This window comes from Acinetobacter pittii ATCC 19004 = CIP 70.29, assembly GCF_000369045.1.
Classification (GTDB): Bacteria; Pseudomonadota; Gammaproteobacteria; order Pseudomonadales; family Moraxellaceae; genus Acinetobacter; species Acinetobacter pittii.
Map to the genome: position 1 here is coordinate 892,216 of NZ_KB849786.1, position 22,349 is coordinate 914,564.

At 39.4% G+C, this 22,349-nt stretch carries 17 protein-coding genes; 9 read left to right on the top strand and 8 right to left on the bottom strand.

The window, feature by feature from the left end; genetic code table 11:
• Positions 1–3: 3 nt before the first annotated feature.
• From eutB to aldA, 3 genes are all read right to left on the bottom strand, one after another.
• The gene (gene eutB, locus F928_RS08340; protein ID WP_005073681.1) at positions 4–1,389 is read right to left on the bottom strand and encodes an ethanolamine ammonia-lyase subunit EutB; all 1,386 of its coding nucleotides are present in this window, start codon (positions 1,387–1,389) and stop codon (positions 4–6) included.
• 14 nt (positions 1,390–1,403) lie between these two features.
• On the bottom strand, positions 1,404–2,840 hold the full coding sequence (eat, locus tag F928_RS08345; RefSeq protein ID WP_005073684.1) for an ethanolamine permease: 1,437 nt from the start codon (positions 2,838–2,840) through the stop codon (positions 1,404–1,406).
• A 221-nt stretch (positions 2,841–3,061) separates the two neighbouring features.
• Entirely contained in the window at positions 3,062–4,573 is a 1,512-nt protein-coding gene (aldA, locus tag F928_RS08350; RefSeq protein WP_002119354.1) for an acetaldehyde dehydrogenase ExaC, read from the bottom strand.
• 142 nt (positions 4,574–4,715) lie between these two features.
• Here aldA and F928_RS08355 point away from each other — a divergent pair, with 142 nt between their 5' ends.
• Positions 4,716–5,906, top strand: coding sequence for a helix-turn-helix domain-containing protein (locus tag F928_RS08355; protein ID WP_005073689.1), 1,191 nt, complete (start codon positions 4,716–4,718; stop codon positions 5,904–5,906).
• Here F928_RS08355 and F928_RS08360 read toward each other — a convergent pair.
• Both F928_RS08360 and mdh read right to left on the bottom strand, forming a co-directional pair.
• On the bottom strand, positions 5,903–6,871 hold the full coding sequence (locus tag F928_RS08360) for an alpha/beta hydrolase (protein WP_005073692.1): 969 nt from the start codon (positions 6,869–6,871) through the stop codon (positions 5,903–5,905). The genes F928_RS08355 and F928_RS08360 overlap by 4 nt on opposite strands.
• Positions 6,872–7,066: 195 nt before the next feature.
• Positions 7,067–8,239 (bottom strand): iron-dependent methanol dehydrogenase, encoded by a 1,173-nt coding sequence (mdh, locus tag F928_RS08365; protein ID WP_005073694.1) that lies wholly within the window; start codon positions 8,237–8,239, stop codon positions 7,067–7,069.
• A 230-nt stretch (positions 8,240–8,469) separates the two neighbouring features.
• Between mdh and F928_RS08370 the strand changes: the two genes are divergently transcribed.
• Together F928_RS08370 and F928_RS08375 are read left to right on the top strand one after the other, a co-directional pair.
• Positions 8,470–10,182, top strand: coding sequence for an AAA family ATPase (locus F928_RS08370; RefSeq protein WP_005073697.1), 1,713 nt, complete (start codon positions 8,470–8,472; stop codon positions 10,180–10,182).
• Positions 10,183–10,225: 43 nt separating this feature from the next.
• Positions 10,226–10,585, top strand: coding sequence for a 5-carboxymethyl-2-hydroxymuconate Delta-isomerase (locus F928_RS08375; RefSeq protein ID WP_005073700.1), 360 nt, complete (start codon positions 10,226–10,228; stop codon positions 10,583–10,585).
• Between the two features lie 123 nt (positions 10,586–10,708).
• Here F928_RS08375 and thiM read toward each other — a convergent pair whose 3' ends face one another.
• The 3 genes from thiM to F928_RS08390 all read right to left on the bottom strand — a co-directional run bounded on the left by thiM (position 10,709) and on the right by F928_RS08390 (position 13,138).
• The gene (gene thiM / locus F928_RS08380) at positions 10,709–11,536 is read right to left on the bottom strand and encodes a hydroxyethylthiazole kinase (RefSeq protein ID WP_005073703.1); all 828 of its coding nucleotides are present in this window, start codon (positions 11,534–11,536) and stop codon (positions 10,709–10,711) included.
• Positions 11,537–11,571: 35 nt separating this feature from the next.
• On the bottom strand, positions 11,572–12,729 hold the full coding sequence (locus F928_RS08385; protein WP_005073708.1) for a hypothetical protein: 1,158 nt from the start codon (positions 12,727–12,729) through the stop codon (positions 11,572–11,574).
• Positions 12,730–12,880: 151 nt separating this feature from the next.
• A complete protein-coding gene (locus F928_RS08390) occupies positions 12,881–13,138 on the bottom strand; it encodes a hypothetical protein (RefSeq protein WP_005073711.1) in 258 nt (85 codons plus the stop codon).
• A gap of 318 nt (positions 13,139–13,456) precedes the next feature.
• Between F928_RS08390 and pepN the strand changes: the two genes are divergently transcribed.
• The 6 genes from pepN to F928_RS08420 all read left to right on the top strand — a co-directional run bounded on the left by pepN (position 13,457) and on the right by F928_RS08420 (position 22,347).
• Entirely contained in the window at positions 13,457–16,063 is a 2,607-nt protein-coding gene (gene pepN / locus F928_RS08395; RefSeq protein WP_005073713.1) for an aminopeptidase N, read from the top strand.
• Between the two features lie 578 nt (positions 16,064–16,641).
• Positions 16,642–17,178: a Csu type fimbrial protein gene (locus F928_RS08400; RefSeq protein WP_197697247.1), complete on the top strand. Its 537-nt coding sequence runs from the start codon at positions 16,642–16,644 to the stop codon at positions 17,176–17,178.
• A gap of 72 nt (positions 17,179–17,250) precedes the next feature.
• The gene (locus F928_RS08405; RefSeq protein WP_002119329.1) at positions 17,251–17,955 is read left to right on the top strand and encodes a fimbrial biogenesis chaperone; all 705 of its coding nucleotides are present in this window, start codon (positions 17,251–17,253) and stop codon (positions 17,953–17,955) included.
• 9 nt (positions 17,956–17,964) lie between these two features.
• A complete protein-coding gene (locus F928_RS08410) occupies positions 17,965–20,424 on the top strand; it encodes a fimbria/pilus outer membrane usher protein (protein ID WP_005073716.1) in 2,460 nt (819 codons plus the stop codon).
• Positions 20,415–21,434: a Csu type fimbrial protein gene (locus tag F928_RS08415; RefSeq protein WP_005073719.1), complete on the top strand. Its 1,020-nt coding sequence runs from the start codon at positions 20,415–20,417 to the stop codon at positions 21,432–21,434. The genes F928_RS08410 and F928_RS08415 overlap by 10 nt, the downstream gene beginning before the upstream one ends.
• 226 nt (positions 21,435–21,660) lie before the next feature.
• Positions 21,661–22,347, top strand: coding sequence for a glutathione S-transferase (locus tag F928_RS08420; RefSeq protein WP_002163145.1), 687 nt, complete (start codon positions 21,661–21,663; stop codon positions 22,345–22,347).
• Positions 22,348–22,349 lie beyond the last annotated feature (2 nt).

A 22,349-nucleotide genomic window follows, 5' to 3' on the forward strand; every position in this document is an offset into this window, starting at 1 on the left:
TCCCTAGTTCATGAGCAGACGAGAGAATTGGTCGGGCATGTGGTCTGCCCAACATATTTGGGAGTTTTGTTGTTTAAAAATACCTTGCTGTTCAAGCCATGCTGAAAACTCAGGAGCGGGTTTTAAACCGAGGAGTTGTCTTAAATAGAGGGCATCATGGAATGAAGTGGTTTGATAGTTGAGCATGACATCGTCTGAACCCGGAATCCCCATAATAAAGTTAATGCCCGCGGCACCAAACAGAGTAAGGAGAACATCCATATCATTTTGGTCAGCATCGGCATGGTTGGTATAGCAAATGTCGCAGCCCATTGGCACACCAAGCAACTTACCGCAGAAGTGGTCTTCTAGACCTGCACGTATAATTTGTTTGCCGTTAAAAAGATATTCGGGACCAATAAAACCAACGACTGTATTTACTAAAAGCGGATTGTATTTACGGGCCACTGCATAAGCACGTGTTTCTAATGTTTGCTGGTCAACGCCGTGATGTGCATTGCTGGATAAGGCACTGCCTTGACCCGTTTCAAAGTACATAACATTTTGTCCAATGGTTCCGCGCTTGAGTGCGAGTGTGGCTTCATATCCCTCTTGTAGTAAATCGAGTGAAATTCCAAATCCTTCGTTTGCTAGCTGGGTACCAGCGATTGATTGAAACATTAAATCAATCGGCACATTTTTTTCAGCCAGTTGAATACCTGAGCTGATATGGGTGAGTACACAAGATTGTGTCGGAATTTGATATTCCTGAATGACATGATCAAGCAATTTTAGTAGCTCTGATAAATTATGTAAGTTATCTGTCGCTGGATTGATGCCAATCACCGCATCACCATTGCCATACATCAAACCATCTAAAATACTGGCAGAAATACCGAGCACATCATCTGTAGGGTGGTTCGGTTGTAAACGGGTAGAAAGATGGCCTTTTAAACCAATCGTGTTGCGAAACTGGGTGATCACTTCACATTTGCTGGCGACATAAATTAAATCTTGATTGCGCATAATTTTGCTGACAGCAGCTACCATTTCTGGAGTTAAACCTGATGCTAAGGCTTTTAAACTTTGAGCAGTGGCTTCTTCACCAAGTAACCAATTTCGAAAATCACCTACTGTAAAGTGTGAAATAGGGGCAAAGGCTACCAGATCATGTTCATCAATAATTAGTCGTGTAATTTCATCAGTTTCGTAATCGACCACAACTTCATTTAAAAAGGTTTTAAGCGGTACATCGGCCAAAGTCATTTGTGCCGCAACATGTTCAGTTGCGTCTCTGGCGGCTACACCTGCTAATTCATCACCTGAACGTAGCGGTGTAGCTTTCGCCATCAAGGTCTTCAAGTCAGCAAAGTGATACTTTTGATTGGCGACAATATTGCGATAACTCATAGTTGCATCCTTTTTTATAGTTCTTGTTCTGCTGCTTTAATATTTGCAAACTCTTCTTCTGGTGTACCTTTCACTAAATGATAACGGCTATAGAATAAAAAGTAAGCAATAAATACGACATAAATAGCGGCAGCAATAAACCAAACTTTCGGATTAACAACAAAGCCTGCGACCACAGCAGCGACTGCTAGAACCAGTGCAATGCTTGAAGTGAAGATTCCTCCAGAAGTTTTATAAGGGCGAGGCATGTCGGGTTTAGATAGGCGTAGCTTGATGTGGGATAAAAGAATCAACACATACGAAATGGTGGCACCAAAAACAGCGATTAAAATGAGTGAATCACCTTCTTTGGTGAGTGAAAGCAAGAACCCGATAATGCCCGGAATAATAATTGCGAGATAAGGGGCTTTATTTTTATTGGTTAAAGAGAGTGAAGTAGGTAAGTAACCAGCACGAGAGAGTGAAAAAATTTGACGCGAATAGGCATAGATAATTGAAAAGAAACTCGCGATTAAACCTGCTAAACCAACAAAGTTAACAAAAGTCGCAAGCCAAGTATTGGTGCCATACACTTTAACCAGAGCATCGACGAGGGGAGCGCCAGAGTTTTGTAAAGTACTTGCACCCGCTGCACCTGCACCTAAGAATAAAATGAGCATGGCAAAGGCCGTTAAGATGAGCATTGCTCCGATTAAACCGCGTGGCAGGGATTTGGCTGGATCTTTTGCTTCTTCAGCTGCTAATGGCACACCTTCAACTGCAAGGAAAAACCAGATTGCAAAAGGAACAGCGGCCCAAATGCCTAAATAGCCATGAGGTAGAAAACGACTTGCACCAACACCTGTACCAACTGGAATATCAAATAAATTTTGTGCATTAAAGTGTGGAATCATTGCCCCAATAAACACGACAAGGGCAACAGCAGCGACAAGTGTAATTGCGAACATGATTTTTAAGGCTTCGCCGGCACCTTTTAGATGTATGCCCATAAAAATGGCATAGCAGGCGAGGTAAATCACCCAGCCATTAATACCAAATAGAGATTCGCAATAACCACCAATAAACACAGCAATCGCCGCTGGTGCAATTGCGTATTCAATTAAAATAGCTGTTCCTGTTAAATAGCCCCCAAAAGGGCCAAAGGCAGCACGTGCAAAACTATAACCGCCACCTGCTGTTGGCATCATGGTGGACATTTCTGACATAGAAAGACACAGGCACAGATACATGATTGCAGCAAGGGCAGTGGCAATAAACATCCCGCCCCAGCCACCTTGGGCTATGCCGAAGTTCCAGCCAGCAAAATCACCTGATATCACATACGCTACGCCTAAACCAATCAGGAGTAACCAACCAACGGTACCTTGTTTAAGTTGACGCTGAGCAAAATATTCTGCTGACGAGACTTCTGTCTTTGAGGAAATAAGGGAAGCTGTTTCTGGTTGATTCATACAATACTCCTGCGAGTTAGTTTGTATGAATTAATGCAAAAGCAATGCCTAAATAAATTGCTTTAAATATTAGGTGACGGTTTTTTATTCCACATAGTAAAAACTTGAGAACTAACAGTACAAAATAAAGAAGCCAGTAATCTAAATTACTGGCTTCTTGTATCATGAATGACCTTACTTCTTTCTAGTGTTGATAGTTTGGTATCAACTTGGTGCGAAACTTAGAAGAAGCCCATTGGTTTAGTTGAGTAACTTACCAACAAGTTTTTAGTTTGTTGATAGTGATCAAGCATCATCTTATGGTTTTCACGACCAATACCAGACTTCTTGTAACCACCAAATGCAGCATGTGCAGGGTAGATGTTATAGCAGTTTGTCCAAACACGGCCAGCTTCAATAGCACGACCCGCACGATAAGAAATGTGAGCTGAACGTGACCATACACCTGCACCTAAACCATACATGGTGTCATTGGCAATTTTAATTGCATCGTCAAAGTCTTTGAATGTTGTCACAGCAAGTACAGGTCCAAAAATTTCTTCTTGGAAAACTTGCATGCCATTGTGACCTTTAAAAATAGTCGGATCAACATAGTAACCATCGCCTACTTCTTTACGGCCGCTACCGCCAAGTAAGAGCTCTGCACCTTCTTCACGACCAGTGTTAATACAACGTAAGATTTTCTCTTGTTGTTGCAAAGATGCTTGTGCGCCAATCATCGTTTCAGTATCAAGTGGATGACCAGTTTTAATACGTTTTACACGTTCGACAGCCATCTCTAAGAACTGATCAGCAATGCTTTCTTGTACTAAAGCACGAGAAGGGCAAGTACATACTTCACCTTGGTTTAAGGCAAACATGGCAAAACCTTCAAGTGTTTTTTCTAAGAAGTCATCTTCTTTATCCATGATATCTTCAAAGAAAAGGTTTGGTGACTTACCGCCAAGTTCTAAGGTGACTGGAATAATATTTTCGGTCGCATATTGCATCACCATTTGTCCAGTTTGAGTTGAACCTGTGAATGCGATTTTTGCAATACGTGGGTTTGTCGCTAACGGACGGCCAACTTCTGAACCGAAACCATTGACAATATTAAGGACGCCCGGCGGTAAGATATCTTGGATGAGTTCAGCCACCAACAAAATACCCACTGGCGTTTGTTCAGCCGGTTTAATCACGACACAGTTACCAGCTGCTAAAGCAGGTGCAAGTTTCCATGCAGCCATTAAAATCGGGAAGTTCCATGGAATAATTTGACCAACTACACCTAGCGGTTCGTGGAAATGATAAGCAATGGTATCTTCATCAATTTCAGAGATTCCGCCTTCTTGAGCACGTATACATCCAGCGAAATAACGGAAATGGTCGATCGCGAGCGGAAGGTCAGCTGCTAAAGTTTCACGTACCGCTTTACCATTATCCCAAGTTTCGGCAACAGCAAGCATTTCAAGATTTGCTTCTAAACGATCAGCAATTTTTAAAAGTATATTTGAGCGTACTGTTGGTGATGCTTTATTCCATGTTGCTTTCGCTTTATGTGCTGCATCTAGAGCGAGTTCAATATCTTCGGCACTAGAGCGTGGAATACGTGTGAAAGCTTTTCCATCAACAGGAGATACATTATCAAAATATGCACCCTTTATAGGTGCCACCCATTCACCGCCAATAAAATTTTCGTATTGTGATTTAAATTGAACTTTTGAGCCTGGTTGATTTGGATCGATATAGCGCATATAAATATTCCTTTGCTTTTTAGGACTAAAGACTAACAAGAACCCTGTCAGTAGGTACTTTCGTACTTTGTATAATTAGGATATAAAGAAGAAGGTTGGAGAAAGGTTGGAATAGAAATGTGGATATATAAGGAATTTACAAATGTTCACAAAAAAGGATTTATTGCAGCAACGGACGTTGATTGATCAACTGCGCACGCAAAATAGTCTCTCTCCTCAGAACGCTGCCAAACTCGGCCAAAGTATTGCAAGCTCGTGGGAACGATCGGCTTCTGCCGCGATTCCTAAAGAGCGTTTTGCTGCTCCATTAGTCGAGAAAAAAACTGCTTCACAAAATGCTTTAGATATGGCTTTAAGCCAATGTGCCGACGACTTACGTCATATTGCAGAGCAATCTTCAATGGTGATTGCTGTCGGTGATATCGGTAGTACCATTATCTGGACGGCACCAAGTCCTCAAATGCAAAGTGCTGCTGAACGTGTACATTTTGTGAAGGGTGGTCAGTGGCGTGAAGAATTTGTGGGCACAAATGCCTTAGCTTTATCTTTAAAAACTCAACAATCAAGCTGTGTTTTTTCAAATGAACATTACATGGAATCGATCCACGAGTGGGTATGCTATGCCGCACCGATTATCGATCCATACTCAAAACAAACCCTCGGTGTCGTTGATTTATCAACCACGTGGAAGAACCATAATAGTTTAGGAATATTGGCTGCTGAACGTTGTGCATCCATTATTCAGTCTGCTTTGCTAGAGCAGCAGCGCCAGCAATTACATATCCGTGCTTTTTCGACACCGCAAGTTAAATTTAATGGCAAAAGTTTATTATTAACACCGCGTCAAATTGAGATTTTAACCATATTGGCTCTATGTCCGCATGGTTTAACTTTAGAGCATCTTTATCAGGCACTCTATGGCGAACGTAAAGTCAGTATGGGTACGCTTAAAGCTGAAATGTCTCAACTTCGAGATATTTTGGGTGGTTTACTTGGTTCACGTCCATATCGTTTACTTGTACATGTTGAAGCCGATTTTTTACAAGCGGAACAAGCACTCGATGCAGGATATGCAGCCTCAGCTTTGCAGCTTTACACAGGTGTATTTCTAGCAAAAACGGAAAGTCCATTTTTATGTGCATGGCGCGACTGCCTCGAATCACGCTTGAGCGATGCGATTTTTAAAACCCAAGAAACGGATTTATTACTCAAGCATTTAGCTCATTTCCCTGAAGCAATCGATGCGGTAGAACGTCTTATGGAGTTAGTACCGAGTGAACATCCCGCGCATCAATTGCTGATGAAATACCTTGACTCACCTAAGCTCAGTTAAGTGATTTTTTGATCCAGCCACTGAAACAATTGTTGATAGACTTGTTCTCGTACTGGCTGGGCCGAAAGGACTAAATCATGCAACCCATTGTGAATAGAGACAACAGAGACATCGCCTTTGATTTTTTTACCAAATTTTTCAATGTCTTTAACGTCTAAAATTACATCGCTTTGAGTCGCATCTGCTCCCCATTTTTTAGGGTTTTTAGTCTGATGAGAATGCATAATCAGGGCGGGAATATTGAGTTTAACCCCGCGATGTATTTCTTTTTGTGCCGTATGAATCGCATGTAGAAAGCTGAGTTGAACCGTAGGGGCGGAGGTAGGTTTCCAGTCCAGATTAAAGTCCCATTCGCCCTTGAGCTGTTTGTGAAGGCTCGCGGTGTACCATTTGTTTAATTGACTTGGGAATTTAACTTTTGGCAGATATTTTCCTACTCGACTGAGTACTGGAATACCAAATTTTTTCTCGACCAAGCTTAAATTAAAATCGTAAAACGGGCTGTTTGCCCAAAGTCCTTTAATCAGAGGGTGGTTTGGGTTATGGGCAGCATAAAGCGTCGCTGTCAAACCGCCGGTCGAATGCCCTGCAAGCAAGACTTGTGTGTGCTGTTCTTTGCCAATAATCTCTAATGCTTGTGTAATTTCAGCATCGTATTCATTTAAATCAAGCACATTATAGAAAATTTGATGAGGTAGCTTTGAGCGGCCATATTTTCTTAAATCAAGTGCATAGAAGTCATAACCATGAGCATTGAATTGCTCAGCCATTTCGGTTTGAAAGAAATAATCTAAAAAACCATGAATATACAGCACGGCTTTTTGAGTAGATTGAGCGGCTTTTTTACGCACTAAGGTGGCTACAACTTTCCCTTCATAATCATTAGGAAAACTAAGTGTGAGCTGTTCGTAACCCGTGCCTAAAATATCTGGAACATAAGTTTGATTAGCTAAAGATGTATTCATTTTTATCGAGCTATTGTAATTAAGACATGCAGAGTATCCTTCAATGAAATGGGCGAATTGTCAATTAGGTTTGGAAAAGGTTGGAGTATAGATTCTAAAAAAAGGGAATACCGCTGGAGCTAAGTATTCCCCAAAAAAGTAAGTCAACGGTCGGAGGGATTTGACTTACTAGAGGGATATGCCATTACATCAGTATTAAAGTGCTGCTTTGAAAATCTCCACAACTTGCGCATGATTTGCTTTACGAGGGTTGGTGAGCATACATGCATCTTTTTGAGCATTATCTGCCATCACCGCAAGGTCTTCAGTTTTTACACCAAGCTCGGTTAAACCAGATGGAATACCAATTGATGAAGACAGTTTACGAATGGCATCAATAGCAGCATACGCAGCTTCCATCACTGTTAATCCGTGAGTTCTTACACCCATTAACTCTGCGATTTTTGCGTAACGATCTGGGCAAGCAATTAAGTTAAATTCACAAACGTGTGGTAACAAGATTGCATTACATACACCGTGCGGTAGGTTGTAGAAACCGCCTAACTGGTGCGCCATTGCGTGAACATAACCTAAAGATGCATTGTTAAATGCCATGCCAGCCAAATATTGTGCATAGCTCATCGCATCACGCGCTTCGATGTTTTCACCATTTGCGACAGCAGGTTGTAACCACTGGCTAATCATCGTAATCGCTTTTTCTGCACACGCATCAGTAATTGGGTTTGCCGCCGTAGAAACATATGCTTCAACTGCATGAGTTAGCGCATCCATACCTGTTGCAGCGGTTAAACCAGCCGGTTTTGCAATCATAAGTTTCGGGTCATCAATGGCAATAAGTGGGGTACAACGCCAGTCAACAATCGCCATTTTTACGTGAGTATCGGTATTGGTAATAATACAGAAACGAGTCATTTCCGATGCAGTACCAGCCGTTGTATTCACTGCAATGAGTGGTGTCATTGGGACTTTACTTTTATCGATGCCTTCGTAGTCACGAATATGACCACCACCCGCAGTGACTAAACCAATCCCTTTTGCACAGTCGTGAGATGAACCGCCACCTAAAGATACAATAAAGTCACAGCCATTGTCGTTATAGGCATTTACGCCATTATGAACATTAATATCGGTTGGGTTAGGTTCTGCGCCTGGGAATATATGGCTTGCAACGCCTGCTTCAGTTAAATAGTTTGCGATAAGATCTGCAACACCAAATTTAAATAAGCCTTCATCGGTCACAATTAATGCTTTTTTTGCGCCGAGGTTTTGTGCCTTTGTACCAATTTCTTTAGCACATCCTGGTCCAAAGAGTGATACGCATGGAATATAAAAACCGTTTGTTTGATCTGCAATATTTTTAAAAGCCATGGAGTGATTCCTTCTTCCATAAATCCATTGTTTGTTATTACAGGTGAGCCTCACCATGGCCTTAGTATTGTGATGTGAAGTTTATTTTCCTACCTACCAAAAACCTACCAAATATTATTTTGTTTTTAATTATTGATTTATATGTGCTTTTTAGAAAGTTTGGCACATTCATTTAATTTTTTCGGGAAAATCGTTAAGCTATGGGCTGTTGAAGATGTACATATGAGATTATGAAACAGGAAACTGCGCTTAAACTGCTTAAAGCAGGTGAAAATGTCTTTTTAACCGGTTCGGCTGGTGCAGGGAAAACCTATACACTTAATCAGTACATCCAATACCTCAAAGCACGTAAAGTGCCTGTGGCAATTACGGCGTCTACAGGTATTGCAGCAACACATATGAACGGTATGACCATTCATACATGGGCTGGCATTGGCATTAAAGATCTGTTAACTGACGACGATCTAAAACGCATGAAAGAGCGTAAATATCTCAAGGAACATCTTGAAAATGCGCAAGTTCTTGTAATTGATGAAATCTCAATGTTACACGCGAAACAGCTTAATCTGGTCAATCAAGTTCTAAAATATTTTAAAGAAAGCGATGAAGCCTTCGGTGGTATTCAAGTCATTGTAGCTGGAGATTTCTTCCAGTTACCGCCTGTAGGACGTAATGGTGAAGCCAATCGTGACAAGTTCTGCTTTATGTCAGATGCATGGGTCGAAGCCAAATTCCGCGTATGTTATTTAACAGAACAACACCGCCAAGATGATGAAATTCTGAACCAGATTTTAAATGCCATTCGTGCGCAAAATATTCAAGCAGATCATTTGCAAGCACTTCGTCAATCACGCGCGCATGATATTGGTGAGACCTTTACTCGTCTTTATACGCACAATATGGATGTCGACAATATCAATTATCAGCACTTAAATGAAATTGATAATGAAGGACATCAATTCAATGCTGTTTTAGATGGTAATGAAAAATTATTAGAAACTTTAAAATCTTCAGTGCGTGCGCCAGAAGAACTCACACTTAAAAAGCATGCCAAAGTCATGTTTGTAAAAAATAACTTTGATATGGGCTATATCAACGGAAGTTTGGGTGAAGTCATCGGCTTTGAAGAAGATGATGAAAATGGCTTACTGCCGAAAGTAAAACTGACTGATGGCACGACTTTGCTGGTTGCTCCTGAAACGTGGTCCGTTGAAAATGAAGCAGGCAAAGTGATTGCAAGTTTTCAGCAAATTCCACTTCGTTTAGCATGGGCGATTACTATTCATAAAAGCCAAGGTATGACTTTAGAAGCGGCTGAAATTAACCTGATGAATACCTTCGAGAAAGGTCAGGGTTATGTCGCATTGTCGCGCTTAAAATCTTTAACTGGTCTAAAATTATTAGGTATTAACGAGCAAGCTTTAGAGTTAGACAGTTTAGCTGTCAAAGCCGATCGCCGTTTCCAAGAGCTTTCAAAAGAAGCCGAAGACAACTTTGCAGATGTAGATTTAACGGCTCAGCATAAAGCATTTATTCGTCATTGTGGCGGTACCTTGAATGAAACCGAGATCTCTCGTAATGAGAAGAAACTCGCAAAAGGTGGCAAGCAAAATTATGCTACGGCAACTTTAGATGAGACACGTGTTTTGTTTGAAGAAGGCTATGAGATTGAAGACATCGCGCATGAACGTGGTTTAACCCCAGCGACAATTATTAATCACTTGGCTCGACTGCATAAAGAGCAAAAGTTAGATATTTCGGTTGCCCATCCGGGTGAAGAGGTGGTCGAAGAAATTCGTAAAATTTATAAGAAGCTGAAAAAGCGCCAAAATCCAGATCATTTTTCTGATGATGGTTCGATCAAACTAAGACCAATTGTTGAAGCAACCAGCCCTCGAATGGGATATGATCAGGTCAGATTAGCTTTATTATTTATTGAGTAAAGTTTAATTAGCTTAATGACTTATTATATAAATTGAGGTGGCTATGCCGCACGTTATAGTTGATTATTCAGAAAATTTAACTGGATTAAACGCAAAACAATTACTTGAAGAAATTAATACCACATTGATTGATACAGAGCTATTTAGTCCAGAAGACATTAAAAGCCGTGCGCGTAAAGATGATGTTTTTCTCATTGGCTTAGGGGCTGATCAAGCCTATATTCATGTAAAAGCCTACATTTTGTCAGGAAGAACAGCTGAACAAAAACAACTTATGGGTGAGCAGTTATTAGCGGCACTCAGCAACAAAAAATATCTACAGCCAGAGTTTAATAAAGAAATTCAATTGTGCGTTGAGCTTATCGATATGCCAAGAGAAGATTACTTTAAGCAAGTTGTATAATTCTAAAAAAGCGCAATTTCGATCAAGAATAGAGATTCGCACTATGTAAAAGTAGTGCTTTCGAATGAACAGACATCTACTTACTTTTAAAGTGGGTCTAGCGTGATACTGGCATAACCTAGATTATGCCAGTATCTCTAAAAGCTTAATATCTGCATATTGCTCAATCAAGTTGTCATCTAGCATGTGGATGTAATCCATAAAGATGGTGCTAAAACTTCCCATAGTTTGAGCTTGATTTGCAGCGAGTTTACCCGCAATCGCAAAATGAACATGAGCTGAAAGAGCAGCAATGGTTGGCGTCGTTACAGCACTATATGCTGCGATTAACGCACCCAAAGCGCAGCCTGTTGCTGTGATTTTTGGTTGTAAAGGACTTCCGCCGTTCACTTGAATAACGACGTCTAATTCTTTAGATAAAATATAATCTGACTCACCTGAAATAGCGATACAGTCCGCATGTGCTAATAGTGTATAAGCCTGTTGATAGGCTTGATCACTACTTAGAGTACTATCGACACCTTTAGATTGAACTTGGTTGCCTGCAAGTGTACTAATTTCTGAAGCATTACCACGAATAATGCTTGGCTTGAACTGTAAAAGCTCGTCTGTCATTTGACTACGCCAAGCTAAAATTGGTCCATAACCTACTGGATCAAGCACCCATGGAATGCCATTGAGCTGTGCAGTCTTGGCAGATATTTGCATGGCTTGCATTTGCTCTGAAGTAGGTGTGCCCAAATTAATGCTTAAAGCCGATGAAATTTTGGTAAAACTTTCTGCTTCATAAGGATTATCAATCATGGCAGGTGAAGCACCAGAAGCAAGTAAGACATTGGCTGTATAGTTGGCTGCAACGCTATTGGTAATGCATTGCACAAGAGGCGTTTTTGCCTGCATGTTTTGCCAAGCGTCAATTACCTGCTCAATCAAAGTCGATGCTGATGTCATGTTATTATCCTTATTAAGCCAAAGTGATTGTAGATTTAGTGAGTAAAATAATGATCTTGATGCTTACATCTTTGGCAAATCAAAGAAACATAATCTGCCGCATCATAATCAACACTTAAATCATTTGAACCACAATGCATACAGCGTTTAACTGAATAAAAGTTTAATCGAGGTTCAATTTTTCGCCATGCTTTCCAGACAGGTTGGACAAAGATTTGTTCGTCGTAGCCTAAGAAGCGGTTAAGTAAAATATAACTCATTTTACTGTAGGGAATATTGTGAGGGCGAGGCAACATTGAGGTTTCCCACTTTTCAGCTAAAGCTCTCTCGCGATATTGCTCTAAGGTTTTCTTTAACAAATTGGTGTTAATAAATTTTTCATTACGCGGCTGTAGGGCTTTCTGTTTATAAAGATATTCGAGCGCGGTTTGAATTAAATAATAAATCTGACCAATTGCCAATGAATCCATTAAACGATAGCAAAAAGTTTGAAAATTAGAGCTTCCTGCAATTTGAATGCCCCAAGTTCGGCAATAGAACTGCATAAACTGAATAATCTCTTGATAGAGCACCTGAAAAAGTACGTCTTTTACTTCATCGGCACTACGAAATGGAATACCAAGACTTAAATTTTCATAAAACCAGTGGCGTAGTTGCTGGGCTACACTAAATAAACTTGGGTCACTATAACCATCCAAGCGAATGTTTAAATAAAAGCACTGAGGTTCATCAGCTTGGTCTTGAGCGTTTAAAATTCCATCTTTATGGAGTTGCTTAATCAGATAGTTTTGAAACATCCAGTTTGGTGTAATGGACTGATATTTAATTTTGTCCCAGTGAATGTATTCGTCATGAGCAATATCGTCTCGTGCATAGTCGTCGAGCAGGCTAAGTAAAAAAAGTTTATGCAAAAAACTGAGCTGTTCCAGACTACGTTGTGGTTGCTCTTTTGACTTAAACTGGCGTTGTTCTTGTAGGCGTGTTTGTTGTAAAAGCTTTTTTCGTTGTTTTGTGCATGTTTCACAATGGCAAGTCATTTTTGTGTCTTTAAAAACACGGTGCTGACAATGACTGCATTCATGAAACTGAATGTCTTGTTCAAATTGCTCGGCATCTACCCAATACATTGACGCTTGGCAGAGAGGACAATGGCTACTTTCATCTAGCTGTTTCTGTAGAATTTGTAAGACCATTTTGCTCCGAACGCTTAAATCTATCATGACTGACTTATTATACACAGCCACATTGCCGATAGCTGAGATTGTCTTTTTGTTTGGTGCAAAAATAGAAAACCTAAAGTCTTTGTTTTAACTTTAGGTTTTCATAAGAGGTTAAAATTTAAAATTAAACAGGGCACGGCAAGCTCTCATCATTCTGTCCAAGCTTTTTGGCATTGATAAGTGCCTGCACTTTTTTACTTGGTAATTTTACTTTACCTAAAGCGTCGTAAGTATTAACGATAGAAGTTACCTCCTGAGCTGTAATAGAAATACCTTCCGCAGATAAAAATACTGCAATCACATGGTGATCGAGACCTGCTGCGTTTAGATCATGAATCGCTTTAATATTTTCTAAACGATGAAAATGTGCTTTTAATTCCATACTGACACCTCTTGTTCTGATTGAAATATTTATATTGGTGTATTAATGAAGGCAAGAACCATGCCCAAAATGTAAGCTGACTCTAAAAAATGTTAAAAGCTGAAGTTGTTTTATTTTTATTGTATAGATTGATTATATAAGCAACGATTATCGTAAATTTGGTCTAATCTGTGCTAATAAAAGACGATTCTAATTTGAAATGTATAAATGAAGTCCCATTAATTTTATAAAGGTAAACAAACACGGTATGTATGAATGTGTATGATCAAGTTCATAAAATTCGTACTACGGTTTCCGAAAAGTATATAAGGAATAAAGATGAATATTGCGGCACAGCCTCCAGTTCAGGCAGATCAAACAATTTATTTAAAAGATTATCAAAAACCTTCATTCTTGGTTGAATCCATTAATCTTGATATTCAAGTATATGACGACAAAACAATTGTTGATTCAATATTAGTCATGAAGCGTCAAACTGCTGGAGATTTGGTGTTATTGGGCCGTGATCTTGAGTTGCAGTCTATTCAGCTCAATGGTCAAGATCTTACTCCTGCACAATATTCGCTCGATAGTGAACAACTGGTGATCACTGATGCACCAGATGAAGTCATTTTACAAACTCAAGTGATTATTCATCCTGAAACCAACACTCAGCTTGAAGGTTTATATAAAGCAGATGAGTTGTTTGTAACCCAGAATGAACCTGAAGGCTTCCGCAAAATCACGTTCTATCCAGACCGTCCAGATGTACTTTCAGTCTTTACGACACGTGTAGAAGCCGACAAAAAATATCCAGTGTTACTTGCCAATGGTAACTTGCTTGAAACAGGTGAGGTAGGTGAAAACCGCCACTTTGCGATCTGGCAAGACCCGACTAAAAAACCAAGCTATTTGTTTGCTTGTGTTATTGGTGATCTAGCTGTTCTTAAAGATCGTTATACGACTTCGGAAGGGCGTGATGTTGCTCTAGAAATCTATGCAATCGAGAAAGACATTCCAAAATGCCATATCGCGATGGAAGCCTTAAAGCATTCAATGCGTTGGGATGAAGAACACTACGGTCGTGCTTATGACCTCGACAACTATATGATTGTTGCGGTGAGTCAGTTCAACATGGGTGCAATGGAAAATAAAGGTTTAAACATCTTTAATACTTCATGCGTACTTGCCGATGAAGAATACACAACTGACGCAGCAATTATGCGTGTGCAGTCTGTGATTGCCCATGAATATTTCCATAACTGGACAGGGAACCGTATTACTTGCCGTGACTGGTTCCAGCTATGCTTAAAAGAAGGCTTAACGGTTTTCCGTGACCAGTCTTTCTCTGAAGATTTACAATCTGCTGCGGTTCAACGTATTGATGACGTCGCTGTACTTAAATCGCATCAATTCCCTGAAGATGCGGGTCCATTGTCGCATCCACCGCGTCCAGACCATTTTGTCGAAATTAATAACTTCTATACAGCGACAGTCTATGAAAAAGGTGCGGAAATTAACCGCATGATGTCGACTTTGTTGGGTAAAGAAAAATACCGTAAGGGTACGGATGAATATTTCCGCCGTCATGATGGCCAAGCCGTGACTGTAGAAGATTGGGTTGCTGCATTATCTGCGGGTTCCGGTGTCGATTTATCTGCATTCTTAACTTGGTACAACCAACCGGGTACACCAAAGCTTGAAGCAAAAGGTGAGTACGATGTAGCGACACAAACTTACCGTTTAAGCTTTAAACAAAGCCTAAAAGCACATCCTAAATATCCAAATTTAAAAGCTGTTCCAATTCCTGTTGCTTTAGCGCTTTTTAACGCTAAAACAGGTGAACAATATACATTGCACAGTGACAGCTTATTCGTAAATGATGTTAAAGATGGTGTGTACTTGTTTGATCAAGACGAAGCAACCATTGAATTCACAGGTGTTACTGAACAGCCAGTTGTGTCGTTGCTCCGTAATTTCTCTGCGCCTGTAAATCTTGTTTTTGACTATACCGATGCTGAATTAGCATTCTTAATTCAACACGAAACCAACGGCTTTAACCAATGGCAAGCAACGCAAACCTTGCTTGAGCGTATTTTGCTAGAAGACCATTCTGCAGATGCGTACATTCAAGCTATTCAGAGCACTTTGCCAGAGTTGGTTGGTCGTGACCCGCTTTTAGCATCACGTTTGTTTGATGTACCAAGTGAAGGTTATTTGGGTAGTCGTATTGATCAGAACTATGCACCAGCAGATATTCATGTAAAACGTGAAGCCTTACTGAATCGTTTGGCACAAGAGTTGGGTTCATTCTGGAAAGATACTTATCTTACCCTTGACCCAGACTTGCAAAAAGAATTCTCGTTAGCCATGGGTGTTCGTGCATTAAAAAATATCATGCTCATGATGATGGCTCGTCAGGGCGATCAAACTGCATTTGAATTAGCACATGTCCAATATCAAAACACTGGCAATATGTCTGAACGTTTAGGTGCGTTACGTGTATTAGTTTGGCAAAATGCACCTCAAGCTCAAGAGGCACTTGCTGATTTCTATGACCGTTTTAAAGATGAAGCCTTGTCTTTAGATCAGTGGTTTATGATTCAAGCTGCAAACCCAAATGCGACAACAGAAACAATTGAGTACCTTACTCAACATCCAGACTATGATTTAACAACTCCAAATCGTATTCGTGCGGTAAGTGGTGGCTTGTCAAATAATCCAGAAAATACTTGGGGCTTTGGTGTAGCTCACTTTATTAACCTTGCAGAATATCTTGACGAGAAAAACCCAATTTTAGGTTCACGCCTATTACAGGTTTTATCTCGCTGGTATACGCTTGCAGAGCCTCAGCGTACTCAACTACAACAAGCTTTACAAGCATTGCAGCCTAAAGTGAAATCGAAAAATGTTTCTGAAACTTTAAATAGCATGCTGAGCGTTTAATTATTTAAAATTACTAAATAAAGGTCTCTAAAGAGGCCTTTATTTTTTTATATCTCATAGCTATTCAATATTTAAAATAAACAAAACTATCTTTGTCATAGTTCATCTGTAGATCAAGCTTTATCATTTTATTTTTATATAAAATATAATCTTTAATAGTTTTTTGAAGATGCACTTTTAAGAAATAATATAAAATAAAAATTAAAGGGATAAATAATATAAAAAATAAATTGGCTCTAGAAAATTATTTAATTTTTTAAAGTTAGCTAAATTTTGAAATATTTATTTAAATTTATCTTAATATTTTTTCTAGTGTTTTTATTAAAATTATTTAAATCAAATATTTATATTTTGTAAATATTGTTTTTTTGTATCCGTAAGATAGGTTTAGGTAAATTTGTTTTATTGATTAGAAATTAAAATAATAACGTGAACATGCATTTTATTTATTTTTATGTATTATGTTGGAAAGTAGGATAAAAAAATAAGCTTTAAAAGAGCAGTCAAATAAAAATGATTGTAAGAATAAGGGTTAAATTTTTTATATCTATTAATTCGACAATTTAGTTTAAAAGGTTTTGGCCATGAAAAAGACTTTTATTTATTTATCAGCAGTTGTTGCAGGAGTATTTTCTCTCAATGCGGCAAATGCAGCTACAGCAACAGGTACATTAACTGTTAGAGCAACAGTAACGAATAGTTGTGTATTGAATACCTCTGCAACTGGCACGACAACAAATGCCGTTTTAGACTTTGGTACTTTAAGTTCACTTGCTGGCAATGTTGATGCAGATACCACAACGACTGGTGGTACCTCAATTAAAGTCCTTTGTAATAATACTGTGCCATGGACTTTGTCATTTGATGGTGGTCAGAATGTTTTATCAACACAACGTCGCATGATCGGTGGGGCGACTAGCAATGAATATATTCCTTACAACCTTTTCTCTGACACAGGACGTGCCACAGCAATTGGTATTGCAACGACTGCCTACAGTGGAACCGGAACGGGTAATGTTCAAACTATAAATGTATATGGTCGTATTCCTGCAGGAACAACTTTACCAAGTGCAGGTAGCTATGTTGACAGTGTGACTGTCACGGTAACTTATTAATTTGCATAAATTAGAATTACGTTAGCCCTTTTGAAAGGGCTAATACATTAAAAAGTTATATTTGAGCAAATCATGAAAAAAAATATTTTTATTATTATGGGATTATTCTTATCTTTATCTAGCTCTATTAACGCCGCAACAATCCGTCTTTCACCTGTAAATGTAGAAATATTAAGTAATCAAAATGCTGCTTCAATTAGTTTATATAACCAGTCAAATGAAAGTGCTGATTTGCAGGTGCGTGTATTTGAGTGGAGACAAAATGCTGGGCAAGATCAGTTAATCCCTACGGATGAAATTGTAGTTAGTCCACCATTTTTAAAACTACAACCTAGTGACTCTTATAACTTACGTGTAGTTAGAATTAACCCAGAACCTATTTCTGGTGAAAAAACCTATCGTATTATTATTGATGAGTTACCCAAACCAATTGATAGCCGTAAAGCAGCTCAGGGAGTAAATGTATTACTTCGCTCATCATTACCTGTATTTGTAGTAAATAAAGATGCGATTACCAAACTGAGTTGGAAAATTGATGTTAACCAGAACACACCTTCTTTAAATATTAGCAATATAGGTAACCGACATGCGCTGTTAAATAGTCTAATGCTTATTGATACAACAGCAAATAAAAGTTATCCCATTAAAGTAAATACTGTGAATGGTTATATTCTTGCGGAGAAGTCGAAAAGTTACTCGATTAGTAACTTTACCTACCAACCAAATCATAAATACAGCGTATCTCTAACAGTTAATGGTAAGAAAACCACACTTTAAGAGGCTTATATGAAATACATTATAGGTGTCTTATGTGTTGCGTATTTTCCTGCATATTCTTTTGCCGAACAGTTACTAGATCATACGAATACTGCAGTTCCCAGTGTTCCTAAATCTGTAGGTAGCAATGGTGAATATACACAAGTAGGAGCGAATGAGCAGGAGCAAGATCTTAATTTCATTCATCTATTTTTAAATGTTTCGATTAACTCAAATGCTAATGAAGATTTGGTTGCAGTAAAGCAATCTAAGGATGGAAAACTATATATTCGATCTAGCACTTTAAAAACTTTAAGACTAAAAATGGATGAAGATATCCTAGATAACCAGTGGGTGTGTATTAATGATCTAAACGGAATCCAGTTTAAATATCTGGAAAATGAGCAATCTCTAAACTTAAAAGTTCCGTCGAACATGTTAACGGGTTACTCAGTTGACTTAAATGGCCAGCAGATCACTAGCCCACAATTGCTAAAGATGAAACCCTTAAATGCAGCCATTCTGAACTACAGTCTGTATAACACCATAACCAATGATGAGAATGTTTTCTCTGGTACGGCAGAAGGGATCTTTAATAGCGCAATCGGTAACTTTTCTTCAGGCGTTTTATATAACGGTAGTAATGAAAATAGTTATAGTCATGAAAAGTGGGTGCGCCTAGAAAGTAAGTGGCAATATGTCGACCCTGAAAAGATCAGGATATATACCCTAGGGGACTTTATTTCCAATAGCCCAGATTGGGGCAGTAGTGTCCGTCTTGCCGGTTTTCAGTGGTCGAGTGCTTATAGTCAACGCGGGGATATTGTCACCTCGGCACTCCCGCAATTCTCCGGCTCGGCAGCACTGCCTTCAACCCTAGACTTATACGTCAACCAGCAAAAGATTTATTCAGGACTAGTCCCATCTGGTCCATTTGATATTAAACAGCTTCCATTTATTTCAGGAAATGAAGTCACCCTTGTGACTACCGATGCAACGGGTCAGCAGAGCATTACCAAAAAGCCGTACTATTTTTCATCCAAGATTCTGGCAAAAGGCATAAATGAGTTTTCAGTAGATGTGGGGGTTCCGCGCTACAACTATGGGCTATATTCAAACGATTATGACGATGCCACTTTTGCCTCGGGTGCGATTCGATATGGTTATAGCAACTCACTGACCTTAAGCGGTGGCGCAGAAGCTTCAACAGATGGGTTATCGAACCTAGGCACAGGATTTGCCAAGAATATTTTGGGTATTGGCGTGATCAATGCCGACATTGCAGCGAGCCAGTATAAAGAAGAAAACGGTTATTCTGCCTTGCTGGGTTTAGAAGGCCGCATCAGTAAGAACATTTCATTTAACACCAGTTACCGCAAAGTATTTGATAACTATTTTGACCTAGCCCGTGTGTCTCAAGTTAGATATTTAAAAGATAACCAGATTAATCCCGAGTCACAGAACTACCTGAACTACAGCGCACTGGCAGATGAGATTTTTAGGGCAGGGATTAATTATAACTTTTATGCAGGCTATGGGGTTTATCTGGGCTATAACCAGATCAAATATAGTGACAACTCCTATAAATTACTGTCTACCAATTTAAGTGGAAGTCTGGACAAGAACTGGGGCTTTTATGCATCAGCGTATAAAGATTATGAAAACCACAAGGACTATGGAATTTACTTTGCGCTGAGATATACACCGTCCAGTAAAGTGAATGCGATCACAAGTGTATCTAGTGACAGCGGTAGCCTACGGTACCGCCAAGAAATATTCGGTTTGTCAGAACCCCAAATTGGTTCATTTGGCTGGGGGGGCTATGTTGAAAGAGATCAGGATGCAAATGAAAACAATGCATCGGTCTATGCATCTTACCGAGCACGAGCAGCTTACCTGACAGGACGCTATAACCGATTTGGAGACAACGATCAGGTTGCACTTTCGGCGACGGGATCATTGGTTGCGGCGGCGGGACGTATCTTTGCGGCCAATGAAATTGGAGAGGGCTACGCAGTTGTGACCAATGCTGGGCCACAAAGCCAAATTTTAAATGGTGGTGTTAATTTAGGTACGACCGATAAGTCTGGCCGATTCTTAATTGCAAATTTAAGACCCTACATGTCTCATCACATCTACCTAGACCCATCATATTTACCTTTAGAGTGGGAAGTTAGCTCTACGAATCAGACAGCGTTTGTGGGTTATCGTCAAGGAACTTTGGTTGACTTTGGTGCTCATCAGGTCATTTCAGGATTAGTGAAACTGGTTGATCAAAACAACTCACCATTAATGCCAGGTTATACCGTTCGAATTAATGGTCAGCAAAATGGGATGGTTGGGTATGACGGTGAAGTATTTATTCCAAACCTATTGAAGCAAAACAAACTTGAAGTCGATCTTCTAGATCATGGTTCATGCCAAGTTGACTTCACATATAACAGTAATCAGTACTCAACCAAAAAATTGGGACCTTATGTATGTCATTAAATAGTATGAATAAGGCTCAAATAGAGAGCTATAAGTTTTTTCCATTGTTTTTAAAATACTTTGTAGGCATTTGCTTATTTTATCTTGTTTATGCATTTTTTAGTCCGGCACACGCAGCTTGTACGGTAAGTGGGACCACAAATAACACTTTTATCTACACAGCAGCAAATATTAATAGTGATGCAACTGTAAACCTTTCAGGAACAATTACTTGCACGAATTTAGGACTTCCCCAGATTTCTAATTTCATGTGTATGAAAACCGTATTTACGGGAACCACAAATGCAATTAACAGTGTTTCATTACCCTATACAGTTACTGCAACTGTAGGCGGAGCTGGGTCTTCTACCACAAACCAAACCTCCAATGTGTGGTATGGTCCAGTACCAACAGTCGCATCAAATAATATTGTGAGCTACTCGGTAAATATAAAAGTACCAGCTCGAACGGGGTCTCTTATTGCATACCCTCAAGGAACATATACAGCTTCGGTTCGGTTGTATTGGGATATGGATCTTTTGGGTTTGTCATGTGGTGATTTACTTGGTGGCTGGGATTCAGGCGATACATTGCTAACAGCAAACTTTGTGGTCCCAAGCCTGTGCCAATTAAACTCAACCTCAACTGTAGATTTCGGCAATATTAATGATATTGGCATGACTAAGCGTGATTACACAGCGCAAGGAGCCGTGAATACAACCTGTAATTTTGGAACGCCATATAGTATTTATTTAGGGGATGGAAACAACCGTATTGCTGGAGGCTTTAGGCGTATGATCAATAGTAATAATGAATTTATTTCCTATCAGCTATATAAAGATTCTAACTATAGTACGGTATGGGATGCCACGGGAGGCGTAACCAATGTTGGGGGAACAGGAGGAGTCTCAAAAACAGGTACAGGAAGTGCTCAAACGACTACTGTGTATGGAAAGATTCCGCAAGGCACTGCCATCGCAAGTAGACCTGGTGTCTATTCTGATAGTGTTGTCGTTACGGTGACTTATTAAGCTTTCAAATTTATATGTGGAGCTCTTTTTATAGCAGAGCTCCCTATAGTTCAAAGTATATAGCTTAAAAATTGTTAAGATATAAATCATAAAAATCAAATAATTATTAGCTTTCGGAACTTGGCCGTCATCAAAAATAGTTTGACTTAAAAAAGCATTCTGTATATTTATTGATTAGTTCTAAAAAAGAACTAGATAAAAGGCAATTAAAAATAAAGGTGAATAAATGTCGAATATTATTTTGCATCAATGGGAAATTTCTCCATTCTGTCAAAAAATTTCAAGGGCTTTAAGATTCAAGGGAATTCCATTTGACACAGTTAACTACAACGGCATTCTTGGAGCGAAAGTTCCTCTGTTAAGTAAGGTCGGCAAAGTACCTGTCATTGACCATAACGGTCAGAGGATTCAAGACAGCACTCGAATTGCTCGGTATCTAGATGAAGCCTTTCCAGACACACCTCGGCTTTACCCTGAAGATCCAAATCAAAAAGCCCTTGCTGAACTTTGGGAAGATTGGGCAGATGAATCTCTTTATTTTTATGAAGTCTATTTACGCGTCAATGATCCTGAAGCTTTAGAAGAAGCGATTCGCATTAGTAGCATTGGTCGTCCGGCCTATGAAAAGCCCATGGTAAAAGGTTTTATTTTAGCCGAGTTAAAAACGCAGCTATTCTTTCAAGGCTTAGGACGTATGAAAGCTGAAAATGTTGAAGAAGAATTTATCCGACATCTCGACCGTATTGAGCAGGTTTTATCACAAAGTGAATGGTTAGTTGGAAACAGCCAAACGATTGCAGATATTGCGGTGGTTGCTCAACTCGGCGAAGTGATTCGTACCAGTAAAAAATTTAGTAAAGAAATTTTGAATCGTCCGTTTATTGCATTATGGTATAAAAAACAAACAGGATGAAA

What these genes read in the sequence shown, in the direction of transcription:
- F928_RS08385 (WP_005073708.1), bottom strand. Translation starts at nt 12,729, where the DNA reads ATGGTCTTACAAATTCTACAGAAACAGCTAGATGAAAGTAGCCATTGT.
- F928_RS08360 (WP_005073692.1), bottom strand. Translation starts at nt 6,871, where the DNA reads ATGAATACATCTTTAGCTAATCAAACTTATGTTCCAGATATTTTAGGC.
- aldA (WP_002119354.1), bottom strand. Translation starts at nt 4,573, where the DNA reads ATGCGCTATATCGATCCAAATCAACCAGGCTCAAAAGTTCAATTTAAA.
- eat (WP_005073684.1), bottom strand. Translation starts at nt 2,840, where the DNA reads ATGAATCAACCAGAAACAGCTTCCCTTATTTCCTCAAAGACAGAAGTC.
- F928_RS08420 (WP_002163145.1), top strand. Translation starts at nt 21,661, where the DNA reads ATGTCGAATATTATTTTGCATCAATGGGAAATTTCTCCATTCTGTCAA.
- F928_RS08375 (WP_005073700.1), top strand. Translation starts at nt 10,226, where the DNA reads ATGCCGCACGTTATAGTTGATTATTCAGAAAATTTAACTGGATTAAAC.
- F928_RS08405 (WP_002119329.1), top strand. Translation starts at nt 17,251, where the DNA reads ATGAAAAAAAATATTTTTATTATTATGGGATTATTCTTATCTTTATCT.
- eutB (WP_005073681.1), bottom strand. Translation starts at nt 1,389, where the DNA reads ATGAGTTATCGCAATATTGTCGCCAATCAAAAGTATCACTTTGCTGAC.
- F928_RS08355 (WP_005073689.1), top strand. Translation starts at nt 4,716, where the DNA reads ATGTTCACAAAAAAGGATTTATTGCAGCAACGGACGTTGATTGATCAA.
- F928_RS08390 (WP_005073711.1), bottom strand. Translation starts at nt 13,138, where the DNA reads ATGGAATTAAAAGCACATTTTCATCGTTTAGAAAATATTAAAGCGATT.
- thiM (WP_005073703.1), bottom strand. Translation starts at nt 11,536, where the DNA reads ATGACATCAGCATCGACTTTGATTGAGCAGGTAATTGACGCTTGGCAA.
- F928_RS08415 (WP_005073719.1), top strand. Translation starts at nt 20,415, where the DNA reads ATGTCATTAAATAGTATGAATAAGGCTCAAATAGAGAGCTATAAGTTT.
- mdh (WP_005073694.1), bottom strand. Translation starts at nt 8,239, where the DNA reads ATGGCTTTTAAAAATATTGCAGATCAAACAAACGGTTTTTATATTCCA.
- F928_RS08370 (WP_005073697.1), top strand. Translation starts at nt 8,470, where the DNA reads ATGAAACAGGAAACTGCGCTTAAACTGCTTAAAGCAGGTGAAAATGTC.
- F928_RS08410 (WP_005073716.1), top strand. Translation starts at nt 17,965, where the DNA reads ATGAAATACATTATAGGTGTCTTATGTGTTGCGTATTTTCCTGCATAT.
- pepN (WP_005073713.1), top strand. Translation starts at nt 13,457, where the DNA reads ATGAATATTGCGGCACAGCCTCCAGTTCAGGCAGATCAAACAATTTAT.